This is a genomic window from Cupriavidus sp. 05N39, from assembly GCF_056397325.1.
Genome location: NZ_JBFTNE010000076.1, coordinates 1 through 16,668 on the forward strand (window position 1 = coordinate 1; position 16,668 = coordinate 16,668).

General features: G+C 64.5%; 14 protein-coding genes, 1 tRNA gene and 1 pseudogene. 9 read left to right on the top strand and 7 right to left on the bottom strand.

Translation table 11 applies throughout. From position 1 onward, the window contains the following. A pseudogene (locus tag AC1DN0_RS29395) lies at positions 1-188 on the bottom strand (hypothetical protein); the annotation flags it as partial. 367 nt (positions 189-555) lie between these two features. Between AC1DN0_RS29395 and AC1DN0_RS29400 the strand changes: the two are divergent. Continuing rightward, positions 556-630, top strand: a tRNA-Gly gene (locus tag AC1DN0_RS29400). A 77-nt stretch (positions 631-707) separates the two neighbouring features. After that, positions 708-1,475 (top strand): tRNA (guanosine(46)-N7)-methyltransferase TrmB, encoded by a 768-nt coding sequence (gene trmB, locus AC1DN0_RS29405; protein ID WP_477111221.1) that lies wholly within the window; start codon positions 708-710, stop codon positions 1,473-1,475. Positions 1,476-1,553: 78 nt separating this feature from the next. On the opposite strand, the gene AC1DN0_RS29410 is transcribed toward trmB, so the two are convergent. From AC1DN0_RS29410 to AC1DN0_RS29420, 3 genes are all read right to left on the bottom strand, one after another. Next, positions 1,554-2,435 (bottom strand): undecaprenyl-diphosphate phosphatase, encoded by an 882-nt coding sequence (locus tag AC1DN0_RS29410; protein WP_477111222.1) that lies wholly within the window; start codon positions 2,433-2,435, stop codon positions 1,554-1,556. Positions 2,436-2,589: 154 nt separating this feature from the next. After that, the gene (locus tag AC1DN0_RS29415; protein ID WP_035863875.1) at positions 2,590-3,150 is read right to left on the bottom strand and encodes a DUF1439 domain-containing protein; all 561 of its coding nucleotides are present in this window, start codon (positions 3,148-3,150) and stop codon (positions 2,590-2,592) included. 19 nt (positions 3,151-3,169) lie between these two features. Next, entirely contained in the window at positions 3,170-3,454 is a 285-nt protein-coding gene (locus AC1DN0_RS29420; RefSeq protein WP_477111224.1) for a YkgJ family cysteine cluster protein, read from the bottom strand. Positions 3,455-3,655: 201 nt separating this feature from the next. Between AC1DN0_RS29420 and AC1DN0_RS29425 the strand changes: the two genes are divergently transcribed. The 6 genes from AC1DN0_RS29425 (at position 3,656) to AC1DN0_RS29450 (ending at position 11,622) form a co-directional block, all read left to right on the top strand. After that, complete coding sequence (locus AC1DN0_RS29425) at positions 3,656-4,450, top strand: TetR/AcrR family transcriptional regulator (protein ID WP_477111225.1); 795 nt, start codon at positions 3,656-3,658, stop codon at positions 4,448-4,450. Next, positions 4,447-5,589: an efflux RND transporter periplasmic adaptor subunit gene (locus AC1DN0_RS29430; RefSeq protein ID WP_477102333.1), complete on the top strand. Its 1,143-nt coding sequence runs from the start codon at positions 4,447-4,449 to the stop codon at positions 5,587-5,589. The genes AC1DN0_RS29425 and AC1DN0_RS29430 overlap by 4 nt, the downstream gene beginning before the upstream one ends. A 9-nt stretch (positions 5,590-5,598) precedes the next feature. Beyond that, positions 5,599-8,805: an efflux RND transporter permease subunit gene (locus tag AC1DN0_RS29435; protein WP_441624891.1), complete on the top strand. Its 3,207-nt coding sequence runs from the start codon at positions 5,599-5,601 to the stop codon at positions 8,803-8,805. A gap of 195 nt (positions 8,806-9,000) precedes the next feature. After that, positions 9,001-9,654, top strand: coding sequence for a protein-L-isoaspartate O-methyltransferase family protein (locus tag AC1DN0_RS29440; protein WP_477111226.1), 654 nt, complete (start codon positions 9,001-9,003; stop codon positions 9,652-9,654). Positions 9,655-9,668: 14 nt separating this feature from the next. Continuing rightward, positions 9,669-9,992 carry a rhodanese-like domain-containing protein gene (locus AC1DN0_RS29445; protein WP_045235998.1) on the top strand — a complete coding sequence of 108 codons (324 nt, stop codon included), beginning with the start codon at positions 9,669-9,671 and terminating at the stop codon, positions 9,990-9,992. A 139-nt stretch (positions 9,993-10,131) separates the two neighbouring features. Continuing rightward, positions 10,132-11,622, top strand: a complete 1,491-nt coding sequence (locus tag AC1DN0_RS29450; protein WP_477146207.1) for a TolC family outer membrane protein — start codon at positions 10,132-10,134, stop codon at positions 11,620-11,622. A 105-nt stretch (positions 11,623-11,727) separates the two neighbouring features. Here the strand turns inward: AC1DN0_RS29450 and AC1DN0_RS29455 are convergent, their stop codons facing one another. Beyond that, positions 11,728-12,564 (bottom strand): META and DUF4377 domain-containing protein, encoded by an 837-nt coding sequence (locus AC1DN0_RS29455; protein WP_477111228.1) that lies wholly within the window; start codon positions 12,562-12,564, stop codon positions 11,728-11,730. Positions 12,565-12,911: 347 nt separating this feature from the next. On the opposite strand from AC1DN0_RS29455, the gene AC1DN0_RS29460 reads away from it, so the two are divergent. Then, positions 12,912-14,039: a hypothetical protein gene (locus AC1DN0_RS29460; RefSeq protein ID WP_477111229.1), complete on the top strand. Its 1,128-nt coding sequence runs from the start codon at positions 12,912-12,914 to the stop codon at positions 14,037-14,039. Between the two features lie 208 nt (positions 14,040-14,247). Here the strand turns inward: AC1DN0_RS29460 and AC1DN0_RS29465 are convergent, their stop codons facing one another. Together AC1DN0_RS29465 and AC1DN0_RS29470 are read right to left on the bottom strand one after the other, a co-directional pair. Further along, the gene (locus tag AC1DN0_RS29465) at positions 14,248-14,703 is read right to left on the bottom strand and encodes a hypothetical protein (protein WP_477111230.1); all 456 of its coding nucleotides are present in this window, start codon (positions 14,701-14,703) and stop codon (positions 14,248-14,250) included. 526 nt (positions 14,704-15,229) lie between these two features. Further along, complete coding sequence (locus tag AC1DN0_RS29470; RefSeq protein ID WP_477111231.1) at positions 15,230-16,654, bottom strand: mannose-1-phosphate guanylyltransferase/mannose-6-phosphate isomerase; 1,425 nt, start codon at positions 16,652-16,654, stop codon at positions 15,230-15,232. Positions 16,655-16,668: the final 14 nt, after the last annotated feature.

The following is a 16,668-nucleotide window of genomic DNA, read 5'->3' on the forward strand; positions in this document are numbered from 1 at the left end:
CGTGTCGTGTACACCGTCTGCCGAGCCACGCCCACCGCAGCCGCAACCTCCGCGACCGGCTTGTTCGCTAACAGCATCCGTCCAGCGCGAACCCGCTTTCGGTCGCTTCGTCCATCTTCCCAGCCATGCAATCGACTCCCGATCAACGCCTTGGTCAGATAACGCGTCAGACTCAAATCGGTTGTCATGATTTATACAAGTCTCAATAGGTAACGCTGGTTTTTGCATCGAATGTTGATCCACGTATAGAACACTGTCCTGCTCGGGCACGGGCGCGAGTTGGGAATGATCGACGAGGCCATACTAAGCATCACTTGACGCTGGCATCTTCTCGTGATTGGATCTCGCTGCGCGAGATCACCAGACGCCGGGACAACTCCAGGAACACGGTCACCTGCGCGCTGACGGCCCCCGCCTATCCGGCCCGCCAGAGTCCAAGCAAGCTGGACGCCACGCTCTCGGCCTGACTCAAGACCGAGGCCAATAAGCCACGCAAGCAGCATCCAACGCCTACCCTTGCATTCCCCGCGGAAACACGCGTAGAATCGCGGTTTCGCGGGCGTCGTATAATGGCCATTACCTTAGCTTCCCAAGCTAAAGACGTGGGTTCGATTCCCATCGCCCGCTCCACATCAGATTGAGACGAGCCGCCTTCGCCACCTGGTCGCATGCCCGATCAGGACCCGCCCGGCGGCTTTTTTGTTGCCATGCTCCCCCAAGACCCCAGCTCCGATCCGACGCCAGCCGACGACGCTGACAACGCGCCCATCCCGGCCGACACTGGCACGGACGTCGCGCATCCGCGCCGCATCCGTTCCTTCGTGCGCCGCGCCGGGCGCACCTCCACCGGCCAGCAGCGCGCCATCGATGACCTGGGGCCGCGCTTCATCCTGCCGTATGCCCCGCAGCCGCTCGACTGGGAGGCTGCTTTTGGCCGCGCTGCCCCGGCGATCCTGGAAATCGGCTTCGGCATGGGCGAGACCACCGCGCATATCGCGCAATTGCGCCCGCAGGACAACTTCCTGGGCTGCGAGGTGCACGAGCCCGGCGTGGGCGCCCTGCTCAAGCTGATTGGCGAGCGCGAGATCGACAATGTGCGGATCATGCCGCACGACGCGGTCGAAGTCATCGCGCACATGCTGACGGAATCCTGCCTGGACGGCGTGCACATCTTCTTTCCCGACCCCTGGCACAAGAAGCGCCACAACAAGCGGCGCCTGGTGCAGCCGCCGCTGGTCAAGCTGCTGGCCAGCCGCCTCAAGCCGGGCGGCTACCTGCACTGCGCGACCGACTGGGAGGAATACGCTCACCAGATGGTGGAAGTGCTCTCCGGCGAGCCAGGCCTGGTCAATACCTCGGATACAGCCGGCGGCTTCGCGCCGCGGCCGGACTACCGCCCGGTGACCAAGTTCGAGCGTCGTGGTGTGCGCCTTGGGCATGGCGTGTGGGACGTGGTGTTCCGCAAGCGGGCCTGAGGCCGCGCTGAAGCCAGCGCGGGACAAAAAAAGGCGTGGCCATGAGGCCACGCCCTTTTTTATTTGTGCTGACCCGTATCAGGCATGCCAGGCGACCAGGCCCGAGTAAGCCGTCACCAGCACGATGATGCCGAAGACGATGCGGTACCAGGCGAACGGCTTGAAATCATGGGTGGCAACAAAGCGCAACAGCCAGCGCACGCACAGGAAAGCGGACAGGAAGGCGAAGACGAAGCCGATGCCGAAGATGCCGAGGTCGTCGGCGGAGAGCAGCGCGCGTGACTTGTACAGCTCGTACACGGTGGCCCCGAAGATCACCGGGATCGCCAGGAAGAAGGAGAACTCGGTAGCCACCTGGCGCGACAGCCCGAACAGCATGCCGCCAATGATGGTCGCGCCGGAACGCGAGGTGCCGGGGATCAGGGCGAAGCATTGAGCCAGCCCGACCTTGATCGCATCGCGCCAGTTCAGGTCATCGACGGATTCGATGCGCGGCGCCCCGGCCTGGGCAGCCTTCAGCAAGGCGTTGCCTTGCGGATGGGATACCCGGCCCCGGTGGTTTTCACGCCACTCGGCCCACAGAATTACCACGCCGCCGACGATAAACGCGGTCGCCACGGTGATCGGGTTGAACAGGTGAGCCTTGATCCACTTGCCGAACACAAGCGCCAGCACGATCGCCGGCACGGTGGCGACGATGACGTTGATGGCGAAGCGCCGCGCTTTTTCATCGGTGGCCAGTCCGCCCACCACGGTGGTGATACGGCGACGGAACTCCCAGCACACCGCAAGGATGGCGCCGAACTGGATCACGATCTCAAAAATCTTGCCCTTTTCATCGTTGAAGTCGAGCAACTGGCCGGCCAGGATCAGGTGGCCGGTACTGGAGATAGGCAGGAACTCGGTCAGTCCTTCGACGATGCCGAGGATCACGGCTTTCAAGGCGAGAGCAATATCCATTCTTATTGGGAGAGCGAAGGAAAACGAAGGCGAGGCGAAGAAAAGAAAATGAGTACCCTTACGGTCTCACACATAGGGAACCACCACTATCAACCACGAGCATGACGCTACCGTGTGCAAGGCAAATACCTCTCACGCAGCGCGCCGCTTGTCCTTATGGCCGATTGATCTTGACGTTGATCCCATTGGGCAAAACGGTGATTGTACCGGGCTCGACACTCGCGCCGGCAAGGCGCAGCTCGTCGGGGCGGAAGGTATAGAGCGGGTAGTCCTGCAGCAATTGTTCCGCGAGGATGCCGCCGAGCGCATTGAGCTGGCGCGAGAACTGCGGCGGCAGGCCATTGACGTCGAACTGCTGGACCTGCGGATCCTGCAGCACGACCGCGCGGCTGGCCGGATCGTAGCGCAGGCCGCTGTCCAGCGCGAAGCGCCCGGTCAGCGGCTGGCGGAAGAACAGCCGGTTGTCCACGGTGGCATCGAACTGTACGTTGACGCGGTTGCGGCCGGGATCCAGCGTGAGCTGCGGGTTGGCGAGCTGGATGTCGAACAGCTCCATATAACGCTTGTTGAAAGGAAACTTGCGCTCCAGCGCCGATTGCAACTGGCTCTGCGAGAAGGTGTAGTCGTTGCTCATCACACCGCAAGCGGCGAGTCCCGCGAGGAGCGCGGCGGCACCGCTTGCTGCCAGCCAACGCCGGCGAGTCATTTTGAACATCTGTTTGATCCTTGCGGGTTTAACCGGCATGGCCGGGCGCGGTAGCGGCCTCTAGCTGCGACAACCATGCCAGCGCATGCACACGCGAGTCGCCGCACATGTCGGCCGCGGGCTTCAGTCCGGCGCAAAACGCCGGCCGCGTGGGTTTGCCGAAAATCGCGCAGCGCCGGTCTGGCAGCAGCTGCACGCAGGGTACGCCGGCCGGCTTGCCGTATGGCATGCCGGGGATGGGCGAAGTGATCGAGGGCGCGGTGCAACAAGCGCCACAATCTGGCCGGCAGGAAAGTTCAGACTGAAGGGGCATGGCAAAGGTTCAGGGCAGGCATCGCCCGGCAGCCCCGTATTGTGCCCCAACCCGAGCCCCCTCCTTCACGCTTTGGCACCGGCAGTGCCATGGATTGCCGGCACGCTTGACCGCCGGAATCGCGTCTACTACATTACTGACCCAAGAGTTATTTATCTGCAATTCTCGCGGAACGCGCCGGCATCGGTGCGCAGCGGCACAGTGAAAAAGTCTCCAGACCAGAATCAGGAAGCGGCAAACACCAAACGTTGGGCTCGCCGCAAAGCCGCACGCCCGCAGGAACTGGTGGCCGCCGCGCTTGAGCTTTTCGTCCAGCGCGGCTATGCGGCCACGCGGCTGGAGGATGTTGCCGCCGCGGCAGGCGTGTCCAAGGGCACGGTGTATCTGTATTTCGCCAATAAGGAAGAGCTGTTCAAGACCGTGGTGCGCGAGAACCTGGTGCCAACACTGACCAGGGGCATCGACCTGGTGGAGAACTACCAGGGTTCCACGCCGGCGTTGCTCCGCGAGTTGCTGCGCGGCTGGTGGGGCCTGATCGGGGCCACGCCGGTAGCCGGCCTGACCAAACTGATCATGGCCGAGTCCAGCAACTTCCCCGACATCGCGCAGTTCTACCATGAGGAAGTGGTGCTGCCGGGTGACGAACTGTTCGCGCGCGTGCTCAAGCGCGGCGTGGAGCGTGGCGAGTTGCGCGAGACGCCGGCCAACCCGACCACAACGCTGATCTGCGCGCCGCTGATGTTCCTGATGCTTTGGCAGCGCGCGTTCAGCGCGTCGTCGCGCATCGAGATCGACCCCGAGGCTTTCCTCGACAACCTGCTCCAGATGTTGCTGTTCGGCCTGACCACCGGCGCGGCGCGCGATACGCCGCTGCCGCCCCAGGTTGGCCCCTACGTCTGGGAGCAAATACGAAAAGAACAACAAGAAGCCCTTGCACAAGCGCAGGGGCAGCAGGACGCGCGGGATCCCCCGGCGCGGCCGCCGGAGACCGCATGACCCGACGCAAGAAGATCCTGATCGTTGCGATTGCCGCCATTGCCGTGATCGGCGTGCTGAGCGCCGCTGCCGCGGTCCGCAAGGCAGGCAATGGCAAGCCGGGCGCGGCCCCGGCGCAAGCCACTGCCCAGGGGGCCGCCGCGCCCGGCCTGGTGGAATTCCTGCAGTCCGACCTGGTCGATGCCACCACGCAGGACCTGCGCGTTTCGCTGCCGCTGTCCGGTGGCTTGCGGGCGCTCAACCAGGCTTCGGTCAAAGCCAAGGTCTCGGGCGAGGTGCAGCAGGTGCTGGTGCGCGAGGGTGAAGCCGTGCGTGCCGGCCAGGTCATCGTGCGCATCGATGCTACCGAATACCAGGCCAAGGTAGCGCAGGCGCGCGGGCAGATGCTGGCGGCGCGCGGCCAGTACGAGAATTCGAAACAGACCTTCGAGCGCAACCGCGAACTGGTGGCCAAGGGCTTTATCTCCAAGACCGCCTTCGACAATTTCCAGAGCAACCTGGACGTGGCGCGCGCCAACCTCGATGCCGCCCAGGGCGGCCTGGAAGTGGCGCAAAAAGCGCTCGCCGATACGATCGTCAAGGCGCCGCTGGACGGCCTGGTGGCCGCGCGCGCGGTGCAGCCGGGCGAGAAGGTATCACCCGACACCCGCCTGATCGACGTGGTGGACTTGCGCGCACTGGAACTGGAGGCGCCGATCCCGATGGCCGACGTGGCGCGTGCCGCCATCGGCCAGGCCGTGCAGCTTGACGTGGAAGGCAGCGGCCGTTTCGAGGGCAAGCTGGTGCGCATCAACCCCGCGGTCAGCCAGGGCACGCGCAGCATCATGGTCTATGTGCGGGTCGACAACCCGGACGCGCGCCTGCGCGCGGGCATGTTCGCCCAGGGCGCGCTGGTGCTCGGCCGCCATGCCGGCGTGGTGGCGGTGCCCGCCACGGCGGTGCGCAGCGATGGCGAGCGCGCCTTCGTCTACAGCGTGGAAAACGACGTGCTGGCAGAGCGCCAGGTCACGCTGGGCATCCGCGACGACGAGAACGGGCTGGTGGAGATCGCCAGCGGCCTGGCCGCCGGCGCCAAGGTGGTGCGCAACAATCTCGGCACCCTGCGCGCGGGCAGCCGCGTCAAGCTGGTCAAGGCGTAGGAGCCCCCCATGTGGTTCACCCGCCTGTCCATCCATAACCCCGTGCTGGCCACCATGATGATGATGGCCTTCGTCGTCATCGGCCTGTTCTCCTACCAGCGCCTGCCGGTCGACCAGTTCCCGGACATCACCTTCCCGATCGTGGTGGTGCAGACCGAGTACCCTGGCGCCGCGCCGGAATCGGTCGAATCGGATGTCACCCGCAAGATCGAGGAGATCGTCAACACCATTTCCGGCATCGACGAGATCTTCTCGCACTCCTACCAGGGCAACTCGGTGGTGGTGATCAAGTTCGACCTGACCGTGGACGTTGGCCAGGCCGCGCAGGACGTGCGCGACAAGATCGCGCTGATCCGCCCGCAGTTCCGCGACGAGGTGAAAGACCCGCGCGTGCTGCGCTACGACCCGTCAGAGGCGCCGGTGTTCTACCTGTCGGTGTCGAATGCGCCGGGCGCCGAGCGCACGCAGCGCGAGCTGACCACCATTGCCGACCAGATCGTGCGCAAGCGGCTGGAGACGGTGCGCGGCGTGGGCGCCATCAGCCTGGTTGGCGGTACCAAGCGCGAGGTAGAGATCCGCATCCGGCCGGCCCAGCTGGAGGCGCTCGGCATTGGCGTGAACCAGGTGATGGACGCCATCCGCAACGAAAACCAGGAACTGCCTGCCGGCGAGTTGCGCTCCTCCTCCACCGAGACGGTGGTACAGATCAAGGGGCGCGTCATCTCGCCGGACGACTTCCGCCACATCATCGTGGCCCGGCGAGCCGGCCAGCCAGTCACGCTGGAACAGGTCGCCGACGTGCGCGACGGTGAGGAGGAGCAGGAGAGCCTGGCCATGCTGGACGGCAAGCGCGCGCTGTTCCTGGCGGTGGTGAAGGCGCAGGGCCAGAACACCGTGGATACCGTCGACGGCCTGATCAAGATGACCGACGAGGTACGCAAGCTGGTGCCCGCCGGCGTGCAGCTCACCGTGGTCAACGACGCCGCGCGCGGCATCCGCAGCAGTGTCAAGGAAGTCCGCTCCACCCTGCTCGAAGGCGCCTTCCTGACGGTGGCGATCGTCTTCCTGTTCCTCGGCTCCTGGCGCAGCACGGTGATTACCGGGCTGACCTTGCCGATCGCGCTGATCGGCACCTTCGGCGTGATGTACATGTTCGGCTTCACGCTCAACGTGATTACGCTGATGGCGCTGTCGCTGTGCGTGGGCCTGCTGATCGACGATGCCATCGTGGTGCGCGAGAACATCGTGCGCCATAACCTGATGGGCAAGGACCACCGTACAGCGGCGCTGGACGGCACCAACGAGATCGGGCTGGCGGTGCTGGCCACCACGTTCTCCATCGTCGCGGTGTTCCTGCCGGTGGGCTTCATGGGTGGCATCATCGGCCGCTTCTTCCACCAGTTCGGCGTGACCGTGGTGGCGGCGGTGCTGATTTCCATGTTTGTCTCTTTCACGCTGGACCCGATGCTGTCCTCGGTCTGGCATGACCCGGACCTGCACGGCACCGGCAACAAGAAGAGCCTGTACGGCCGTACCGTGGGCCGCATGCTGGACTGGTTCTCGGCGCGCATGGATGCGCTCGGCCACGGCTATGGGTCGATGCTGGGCTGGGCGCTCAAGCACCGGATCGCCACGGCCATCATTGCCGTGGTGACGTTCTTCGGCAGCTTCGCGCTGGTGCCGCTGATCGGCACCGAGTTCGTGCCCGCCGCCGACCTCGGCGAAACGCAGGTGGGCTTCACCACGCCGGTGGGTACCTCGCTGGCGGTCACCGAAGCCAAGGTCAGGCAGGTGGAAGCCGCGCTCAAGACCTTCCCCGAAGTGGCCTACACCTATGCCACCATCAACTCGGGCAACACCTCCGGGCGCAACAACGCGCTGGTCTCGGTACGCCTGATCGAGCGCCGCGCGCGCAAGCTCACCACCACGCAACTCAACCCGATGATCCGCGAGCGGCTGGCGGGCATCGCCGGCATCACGCTGACCATGGTCGGCATGCCCGATGGCGCCGGCGGACAGAAGGCGCTGCAGGTGTCGATCCAGGGCGATGACCTGGAAACGCTGCGGCGCCTGTCGGTGGAGGCCAGCCGGCGCATGGCCGCGGTGCGCGGCCTGACCGACCTGGATTCCAGCATGAAGGACGACCGCCCTACGGTGGAAGTACGCATCCGCCGCGAGCTGGCGTCCGACCTGGGCGTGGGCATTGTCCAGATCGGCAACGCGCTGCGCCCGCTGCTGGCCGGCGACGCCATCAGTTCCTGGCGCGCTCCCGACGATCAGAATTACGACGTACGCGTGCGCCTGCCCAAGGACGCGCGCACCGGCATGGCCGACCTCAGCGCGCTGATGATCGCCAGCAACCAGACCAACACCGACGGCTCGCCGCGCATGGTGCCGCTGCGCCAGATCGCCGAACTGGTGCCCACCACCGGCGCCAACCAGATCAGCCGGCGCGACCTCAACCGCGAAGTGGAACTGACCGCCAATACAGCGGGGCGCTCGCAGGGCGAGGTCGCGCGCGAGGTCAAGACGGTGCTGGACGGCATGAACTGGCCGGCGGGCTACAAGTATCGCTTCGGCGGTTCCACCAAATCGATGAACGAATCGTTCGGCTTCGCGGTATCGGCGCTGGCGCTGGCGGTGATCTTTATCTACATGATCCTGGCCTCGCAGTTCGCCAGCTTCTTCCAGCCCATCGCCATCATGACCTCGCTGCCGCTCACGCTGATCGGCGTGTTCGCGGCGCTGCTGCTGTTCCGCTCCACGCTGAACATGTTCTCCATCATCGGTTTCATCATGCTGATGGGGCTGGTGACCAAGAACGCCATCCTGCTGATCGACTTTGCCAACCAGGCCCGGCGCGGCACCGACGGCCAGCCGCCGATGTCGCGCGAGGCGGCGCTGGTGGCCGCCGCACGCGTGCGGCTGCGGCCGATCCTGATGACCACGCTGGCCATGATCTTCGGCATGGTGCCGCTCGCCTTCAGCCTGGGCGAAGGCGCGGAGCAGCGCGCGCCGATGGGCCAGACGGTGATCGGCGGCATCATCACCTCGTCGATCCTGACCCTGGTGGTGGTGCCGGTGATCTATACGTACCTGGACGATTTCGGCGCCTGGCTGGGCCGGCTGTGGCGTGGCAAGGAGGCGGCTCCCGCCCGCGCCGCCGCGCCGCGGGCGGCCGATGCGCCCGCCCACGGGCCAGCGAGTGCGGAATGAGGCTGCGCCGGCGGATACCCGGAATGCCGTGGCCCTGGCCAGACTGCGGCATGCAGGCCACACCCGGGGCCACGCGCTTGGGCAACTGCCTTGACGAAGAGTTAAAATCTCAGGTTTGACGGATTTCCCCGGCCCTGGCACCGCGCGGCCGGAATTCAGAACTGATTAGCGGTTGGCATTGGAAGGAATGGCAAGATGGATCTCGAGAAAGCCCGATTCAACATGATCGAACAGCAAATCCGCCCGTGGGATGTGCTGGATCAGGAAATCCTGGACCTGCTGGCGGTGGTCAAGCGGGAACAGTTCGTGCCGCAGGCCTACGCCGCGCTGGCCTTCGTCGACATGGAAATCCCGCTGCCGGGCGGCCAGAACATGCTGGCCCCGCGCGTGGAAGCCCGCATCCTGCAAGACCTGGCCGTGCGCAAGCACGAACAAGTGCTTGAGATCGGCGCCGGCTCCGGCTACATGGCCGCCCTGCTGGCACACCGCGCGCGCCACGTGCTGACCGTGGACATCCTGCCGGAACTGGCCGCGCTGGCCCGCAAGAACCTGGCCGACGCTGGCGTAACCAATGTCGACGTGGCCGAAGGCAATGCCGCCGCCGGCTGGGCCGCCAGCGCGCCTTACGACGTGATCTGCATCTCGGGCGCGCTGCCCTCGGTGCCGGCGTTCATCCTGTCGCAAGTCAAGGTTGGCGGGCGCATCGCCGCGTTCGTCGGCGCCCTGCCGGCCATGGAGGCCCAGATCATCACGCGCGTCAGCGAGACCGAGTACAAGACGGTCAACCTGTTCGAGACTGCCGTCACGCCGCTGATCGGCGCCGAGCAGCCTTCACGCTTTCACTTCTGAGCGGGACCCAGGACATGCAGTTAATCAACGCCCCCGAACTGGCACATTGGCTGGCCGACACCGGCCGCGCACAGCCGGTGCTGCTCGACGTACGCGAAGGCTGGGAAGTGCAGACCTGCGCCATGCCCGGCATCACCCATATCCCGATGGGCCAGATCCCGGCACGCGCCGCCGAGCTCGATGAGGATGCCGATATCGTCTGCATCTGCCATCACGGCGCGCGCAGCATGCAGGTGGCCAGCTTCCTCGAGCGGCAAGGATTTGCCAAGGTCTACAACCTGACCGGCGGCGTGCACGCCTGGTCCGAGCAGGTCGACCCGGCGATGCCGAAGTACTGAGCATCACCAGCACTAGCAGCACTAGCAGCAGCACAAGCATCAATCCCAGGGCGCCGGCTTCCCGCGGCGCCGATTCCCTAGAACGCTGATCGTTAGAAACGTTAGCCGCGCGCCCGGTGCCCGGCAGACTGGAGATGTCATGAGGTTTGCGCTTTTCCCTGCGCGGGGCGTGCCCAAGACGCGCCTGGCACTGACGGGTTCCCTGCTTGCGCTGCTGCAACTGCCGGCTGCGCATGGCGCCGACCTGCTCCAGGTCTACCGCGACGCGCAAGCCAACGATGCGCAGTTCGCCAGCGCGCGTTCGCAACTGACGGCCACCCTGGAAAAGCTCCCGCAGGGAYGCTCCGGCCTGCTGCCGCAGATCAACGGCACGCTCGGCGCCACGCGCACCAACATCGACCAGACCGTGCCGTTCGTGGCGGACCGCTTCATCAACAACAATAACTGGACGCTGCAACTGGTCCAGCCGTTGTTCCGCTGGGATCGCTGGGAGACCTACAAGCAGGGCGAACTGGCAGCGCTGGCTGGCGAGGTCACCTTCAGCCAGGCACAGCTCGACCTGATCACCCGCACTTCGCAAGCCTACTTCGACGTGCTGGCCGCGCAGGACAACCTCTACCTGGCCGGCGCGCAGAAGAAGGCAATCGGCGAGCAGTTGGCGCAGGCCAAGCGCAACTTCGAGGTCGGCACCGCCACCATCACCGACGCCAACGATGCGCAGGCCCGCTACGATCTCGCCACCTCGACCGAAATCGCGGCGCAGAGCGACCTCGAAATCCGGCGCGCCAACCTGCAGCAGATCACCAGCAAGCCGGTCGACGAACTGCTGGGATTGCGCCCCGCCGCCCCCCTTCCCGGTCCGCAGCCGGCCGATGTGAACACCTGGGCCAGCCAGGCCGAGAACACCAATCCGCAAGTGGGCCTGGCCCGCTACAACCTCGACACGGCGCAGCGCGAGTACAACAAGGCGCGCGCCGGCCACCTGCCCACGGTCGACCTCGTAGCGTCCTATGGCTTCGTCAACTCCACCGGCAATGCCACGCAGCAGGTCAATATTTCCAGCCGCTACAACAGCGCCCAGATCGGCGTGCAACTGAACGTGCCGATTTACAGCGGCGGCCAGATCCAGTCGCGCGTGCGCGAGACCGCGGCACTGGCCGACAAGGCCGCCAGCGACCTCGAGTTCGCGCGCCGCACCGCCGCCCAGAACGCGCGGCAGACCTACTCGGGCGTGTCCAACGGCCTGGCGCAGGTCAAGGCACTGGAAGCCGCCGAGCATTCGGCGCAGAGCGCGGTGGAATCCAACCAGCTCGGCTATGAAGTGGGCGTGCGCATCAATATCGATGTGCTGAACGCCGAGGCGCAGCTGTTCTCCACCCGCCGCGACCTGGCCAAGGCGCGCTACGACACCATCATGAACGGGCTGCGCCTCAAGGCCGCGACGGGCGCGCTGACCGAGGACGATGTCGTGCAGATCAACACGCTGCTGACCTCGGCGCCGGGCTCGATGTACAAGTTGCCGGACAAGGTAAAGCTCGGCACGGCATCGCCCGCCGGTGCACCGCCAGCGGCAAAGCGCACTGCCACGCGCAAGGAAGCCATCGCCGGAGCGCCAGCGCCGCGCAGCTGAATGTGAATAGCGGACGGCCGCCGGCCAACCGGTATTCGCTCGAAACAGAAACGCCGCGGCTTCGACCGCGGCGTTTTGCTTGCTGGCCCAGCGTCCTGGCGCCGCTCAGTTGGCCCGCGTACGGGACTCCACGCTCAACAACTGCCATCGGATAGCCGAAGCGTCCGCCGGCGGGTTCTCCACCCGCGTCTCGCGCACGCGCAAGGTGTATGCGATGCCCGGCTCGAAATCCAGTCCCTCGATCGGGCCATACCAGAGCGTCCACGGCGCACTGGGGTTGTCGCGCACGCGATAGCACGTCTGCCGGCCCACGCCCGAGCACTCCACCCGCTGCGAATCCACGTACACCGTCTTCTCGACGCCGCCGGCCGCTGCCTGCGCATCCAGCCTGGCGCCGCGCTTGCCCACGCCTTCGCGCTCGATGAATTGCAGCAGGTCGCCGTCGGCGGTCTTCCAGATGATCTGGCGTCCCGTCGACCCGGCCGACGGCTGCGTGCCCACGGTAGTGAACGGCGACTGCATGGCCTTGAGCAGCGCGGACTCCAGATCGCCGCGCGGCGGCACGCAGGCCATGCGCGTGCCAGCCAGCCGGTCGAAACGCATGCCCGTTGCCGTCTTGCCGTAGCCGCCGGTAAAGCGATTGCAGCCGCTGTACCCGCTGACGGTGCCTTGCGCCGAATCGATGCCGCTATTGAATTCAAAGATGATCGGCTCGCCGTTATCGCCGTGCGGGATGGGCTTGAGCGTGCCGTCGGCCTGCTGCCAGCGCACCAGCTCCCAKCGGCTGGGGCCGCCGGTCTGCGCCTGGTTCAGGCTGACCCCGGCGCCGGGCGAATCCGGCGCGGGCGATGTGGTGCAAGCGCCCAGGGCCGCGGCAAGCATGACGGCGGCGGCGGCGCGCGCAGCCAGCGCGCCGGGAGAAAGACGAATGGTTTTCTGCATCTGAAAAGCTCCTGGTAGGGGGGCGCGGCCTGGCCGGCCCGCGCCGCTCCGGGGCGGCTTTGCGGGCCTGATGGGGCCGCGAGTCTGGCCCTCACGGCAGGTAGTTTAGCGAACTGAGCGGCGGCGGACTATCGGGTGCAGGACTACAAAGCCAATGGCCGCCCGGGCTCCCGCCATTTCGGTCTTCGGTGATCCCCTGGAACCAATCTACGTGCGCTGGCAAACACTCCCCGCCCTCGGATCCCTCGACGCCGAGGCGAAAGGCACTAAAGTGAAAACACAAAGCGCGGGCTCCTGCGTGCCGGGCCATCCGCGAAAAAGGTAAAAGCCAACACCGGGGGGATAGTATGGCTTCCAGCCGCACGATACACCGCGCGCGCGCGGATTGCCTCGCCGTTGCCATCGGGGCCGCGCTGTTATCCAGCCAAGTCAGCGCCGCCATGGAAGACGAATTCCTGCAGGCGGAGCCCATTACCGGAAACCCGAGCGGCTTGCGAGTCGAATCCAGCTACGACGCCTTCAACAAGACGCTCGACGTCTTCAACCTGCGCGATCATAAGGATACCGTCGACCGCACCGGCGACTATAGCGGTGGCCGCCTGGCTATCGGCTACAAGTTTTCCCCGACATGGTCGGTGGAGGCCACCTACTGGCGGCGCAATCTCAAGTTTGAGAAAGATACCGACAACATCAATAGCTGGCAGTTGGCCGTGCACTACGGCATCCTGGTTGCCCCCGAGGGCGAACGCAATTTGACGCTAAAACTCTCCGCCTGGGGTGATTACTCCAGCGGTCTGGCGAGCAGTACGACGACCCGGATCAATGGAACCAAATTCAGCAACGTCAGCATCGCGCACCCCAACGACGTGCAAGCACAAGCAGACCTGATCTATTCAGGCAGGCTGTGGGAGCGCAACTTGCTTAGTGCCTTTATCACCGGCGGCTTCAGCTGGGTGACGGCCGGCGACTTCCACGGAACATACCAGCAAGGCAACTGCAGCTTCAATGTGCAAGCAGGATCGAACAACATGGCTACCGCGACCCTCATGAATCCCTGTCGGATTGGCCGCGCTACAGTGAGCAACCTCCAACTCTCAGCCAACGCCAGCCAGTATGGCGTCGATGTCAGCCGCGACTTCCATTACACGGCGCCCTTCCTGGCGATTGGCGGCTCGTGGCGCTGGGAATATAATCACTTCGGCGTAATGGCGGGCTACCATTTTCAATACCTCTTTCGCAATGGAATCGACGACCGGCTCAGCAACTATGGTATGCCGCAGGTGCGTTTCAACCAGACGGTCGGGCTTGAGCTTTCGTATGCGCCCGTGAAGCACTTTGAAATCTTCCTGCGGGTGCAGGGGTTTCAGAACAGCTTTGTTGGGTATGTGCCGCTTTTGTATAACGCGGCTACGGCTAGCCGGTTGGATAAGTATTATGGGTTGGCTTCGGTGGGGGTGCGGGTGTTTGGGTTTTGAGGGGAGCGAAAATGGTTCTTCTATTCCCATGCATGCCTCGCGGACTGGGATGCTCTGAATTTCGCGAGGTTGGGCACCCGCGACCGGCCCGGCCTGTTCCGGCGCGACGGTTTGGCTTCCGCCTTGGCGAGCGCTGCCGTCATGAATCGCTCGCCGGGAGCCAGGTTTGGTGCTACAAAGAACGTTTGCATCGTGTGCGCAAGCGAAGCTAGGCAGCTAGCCGAAACCTCTCCGCGCTTGCGCAGGCCCCCTCAAAGGGGAAACCACCCGGCAGTTTGGCGAAACGCACCTTAGCAAGTCGGGCTTGACTGGATTCGCGGTCCTCCGCCATCAAAATGAAGGTGCCGAGGATACCGCGCAGCCTGTCGACGTGATCCCGGCGGGAGAAGAGAGGCCCAGGCAGGAGGTTCTCCCAGATGTGCATGAGACAATCCAGGACGGATGATCTCTCGTGCGCCGGGGGAAGCATCGTCGCCAACTCTCCTGCATCTTTCGGCAGATGGTGCATCAATCTGAGAATGATCTCCACGCCATACAACTGATCCCGGTCTGGAGATACAGTCGGCTTGGTCACCATCGGATCAGCCGGGACCGCGCCCTTTGTATGCTGCGCCACCGCGCGCAAGACCTGATTCCGCAACTCGGGGGAATCGGCAAGTGCCATCAACTCCTGAGCCAGCAAAAAAACCAGCCGGGCGTGGAGTCCCCCCGCCGGGGCCCTACAAAAATACGCTCCTCCGCCCAACGACCCTGATTGTGAAGCAGCGCACCGAAAACACCAACCCGCTCATACCCGCGGACGCGTTCTGCCTGGATATACTCGATCGAACTCGCCGGCACCTTGTACATGGGGTGGCGGCGGTCGTGCGCGGGCATGGCCCACTGCGAGATATCCTCCATCTTCGCCCAGAGCCGGCCGAACAAGTCGAGAAGGACAACCTGCCCTTCTCCGCTCTCGTACCATGCATCCAGCATGGCCTTCCAGGCAACGTCAGGAACCGCTTCGCTGGACTCCGTGAACGCCGCGACCTCATGCTTGATGCCGCTCCTGTGCGACTCGGTCCCGTCGTCGACCAGCAGACGCTGAAACCATGAACATTGCAGCTTCCGAAACCTGGTACTGACTGGCCTGGCGATCAGATGTCGGATGACATCGGAGCGGGACCAGCCCTTACCTCAATCACTCACAATCACTGGACGCGCCCGTAGTGATCCTGGAAGCGCACTATGTCGTCTTCGCCAAGATAAGAACCGGACTGGACCTCAATCAATTCGAGCGGAATTTTGCCAGGATTTTCCAGCCGGTGCGTGACGCCGAGCGGAATATAGGTTGACTGGTTTTCCGAGAGCAACAGCACCTCGTCCCCATTGAAAACCTTGGCGGTTCCGCGCACGACGATCCAATGCTCCGCCCGATGGTGATGCATCTGCAAACTGAGCGACGAGCCCGGCTTGACCACGATGCGCTTGACCTGGAAGCGATCACCCTGGTCGATGCCTTCATACGAGCCCCAGGGGCGGAAGACCTTCCGGTGCGTGACCGACTCCCGCCGGCCCGAGCGATTCAACTGCTCGACGATCTTCTTAACGTCTTGTGCCTTGTCGCGGTGCGAGATCAGGATGGCATCGGCTGTTTCCACAATCACCAGATCCTTCACGCCAACAGCGGCGACCATGCGATGCTCCGCGCGCACATAGGTATTGCTTACGTCCTCGCTCAACACATCGCCGAAGAACGCGTTACCGCTGTCGTCGGGAGCAGCGATATCGGCCAGCGCCGTCCACGAGCCGATATCGTTCCAGCCCAGGCCAGCCGCGGTCACTACCGCGGCCCGCTCGGTCTTTTCCATTACCGCATAGTCGATCGACACATTCGGGCTGGCACTGAACGCCTCGGGGTCAAGCCGCAGGAAGTCTGCATCGCGCTTGCCGGCCTCCACGGCAAGTTCCGCCTGGCGCAGAATTTCCGGCTCGTGGCAGCGCAGTTCTTCCAGATAGGTCGAAGCCTTCAGCATGAACATACCGCTGTTCCAGTAATAGCCACCCTCCTCTAGGAAACACCTGGCCGTGGCGGCGTCCGGCTTCTCCACAAAGCGTTCGACCAGGTAGGCGCCATCCTCGGCAACCAGGTCTTTGCCACGGCGGATATAGCCATAGCCGGTATGCGGCTCGGTCGGCTCGATGCCGAATGTCACCAGGTAGCTGTCCTTGGCGATGCCCGCCGCAATCATGGCCAGTTTGCCGAACACGCTGTCGTCCAGAATCACATGATCGGAAGGCAATACGAGCAGAAGTGCTTCCGCTGTTTTTTTCAGTGCGAGCAACGCCCCCACGGCCACTGCGGGTGCGGTATTGCGCCCAGCCGGCTCCAGCACGATCGACGACGGCGTCACGTCGACGCTGCGCAACTGTTCGGCAACCAGGAAGCGCTGCTCCGCGTTGGTGATGACGATGGGCGCGGCCACATCCGCGATTCCTCGCAGGCGTAGCGCTGTCTGCTGCACCAGCGTGTTTTCGCCGGTAAGTTTCAGGTACTGCTTCGGATAACCACCGCGAGACATGGGCCACAGACGGGTCCCACTGCCGCCACAGAGAATGACGGGATGAATGTTCATGCCAACTCCCACAA

Bases quoted from the DNA above. Each gene is read 5' to 3' on its own strand.
- AC1DN0_RS29415 (WP_035863875.1), bottom strand. From the start codon at position 3,150: ATGTTCAAAATGACTCGCCGGCGTTGGCTGGCAGCAAGCGGTGCCGCC.
- AC1DN0_RS29410 (WP_477111222.1), bottom strand. From the start codon at position 2,435: ATGGATATTGCTCTCGCCTTGAAAGCCGTGATCCTCGGCATCGTCGAA.
- AC1DN0_RS29440 (WP_477111226.1), top strand. From the start codon at position 9,001: ATGGATCTCGAGAAAGCCCGATTCAACATGATCGAACAGCAAATCCGC.
- AC1DN0_RS29465 (WP_477111230.1), bottom strand. From the start codon at position 14,703: ATGGCACTTGCCGATTCCCCCGAGTTGCGGAATCAGGTCTTGCGCGCG.
- AC1DN0_RS29420 (WP_477111224.1), bottom strand. From the start codon at position 3,454: ATGCCCCTTCAGTCTGAACTTTCCTGCCGGCCAGATTGTGGCGCTTGT.
- AC1DN0_RS29460 (WP_477111229.1), top strand. From the start codon at position 12,912: ATGGCTTCCAGCCGCACGATACACCGCGCGCGCGCGGATTGCCTCGCC.
- AC1DN0_RS29445 (WP_045235998.1), top strand. From the start codon at position 9,669: ATGCAGTTAATCAACGCCCCCGAACTGGCACATTGGCTGGCCGACACC.
- AC1DN0_RS29435 (WP_441624891.1), top strand. From the start codon at position 5,599: ATGTGGTTCACCCGCCTGTCCATCCATAACCCCGTGCTGGCCACCATG.
- AC1DN0_RS29470 (WP_477111231.1), bottom strand. From the start codon at position 16,654: ATGAACATTCATCCCGTCATTCTCTGTGGCGGCAGTGGGACCCGTCTG.
- trmB (WP_477111221.1), top strand. From the start codon at position 708: ATGCTCCCCCAAGACCCCAGCTCCGATCCGACGCCAGCCGACGACGCT.
- AC1DN0_RS29430 (WP_477102333.1), top strand. From the start codon at position 4,447: ATGACCCGACGCAAGAAGATCCTGATCGTTGCGATTGCCGCCATTGCC.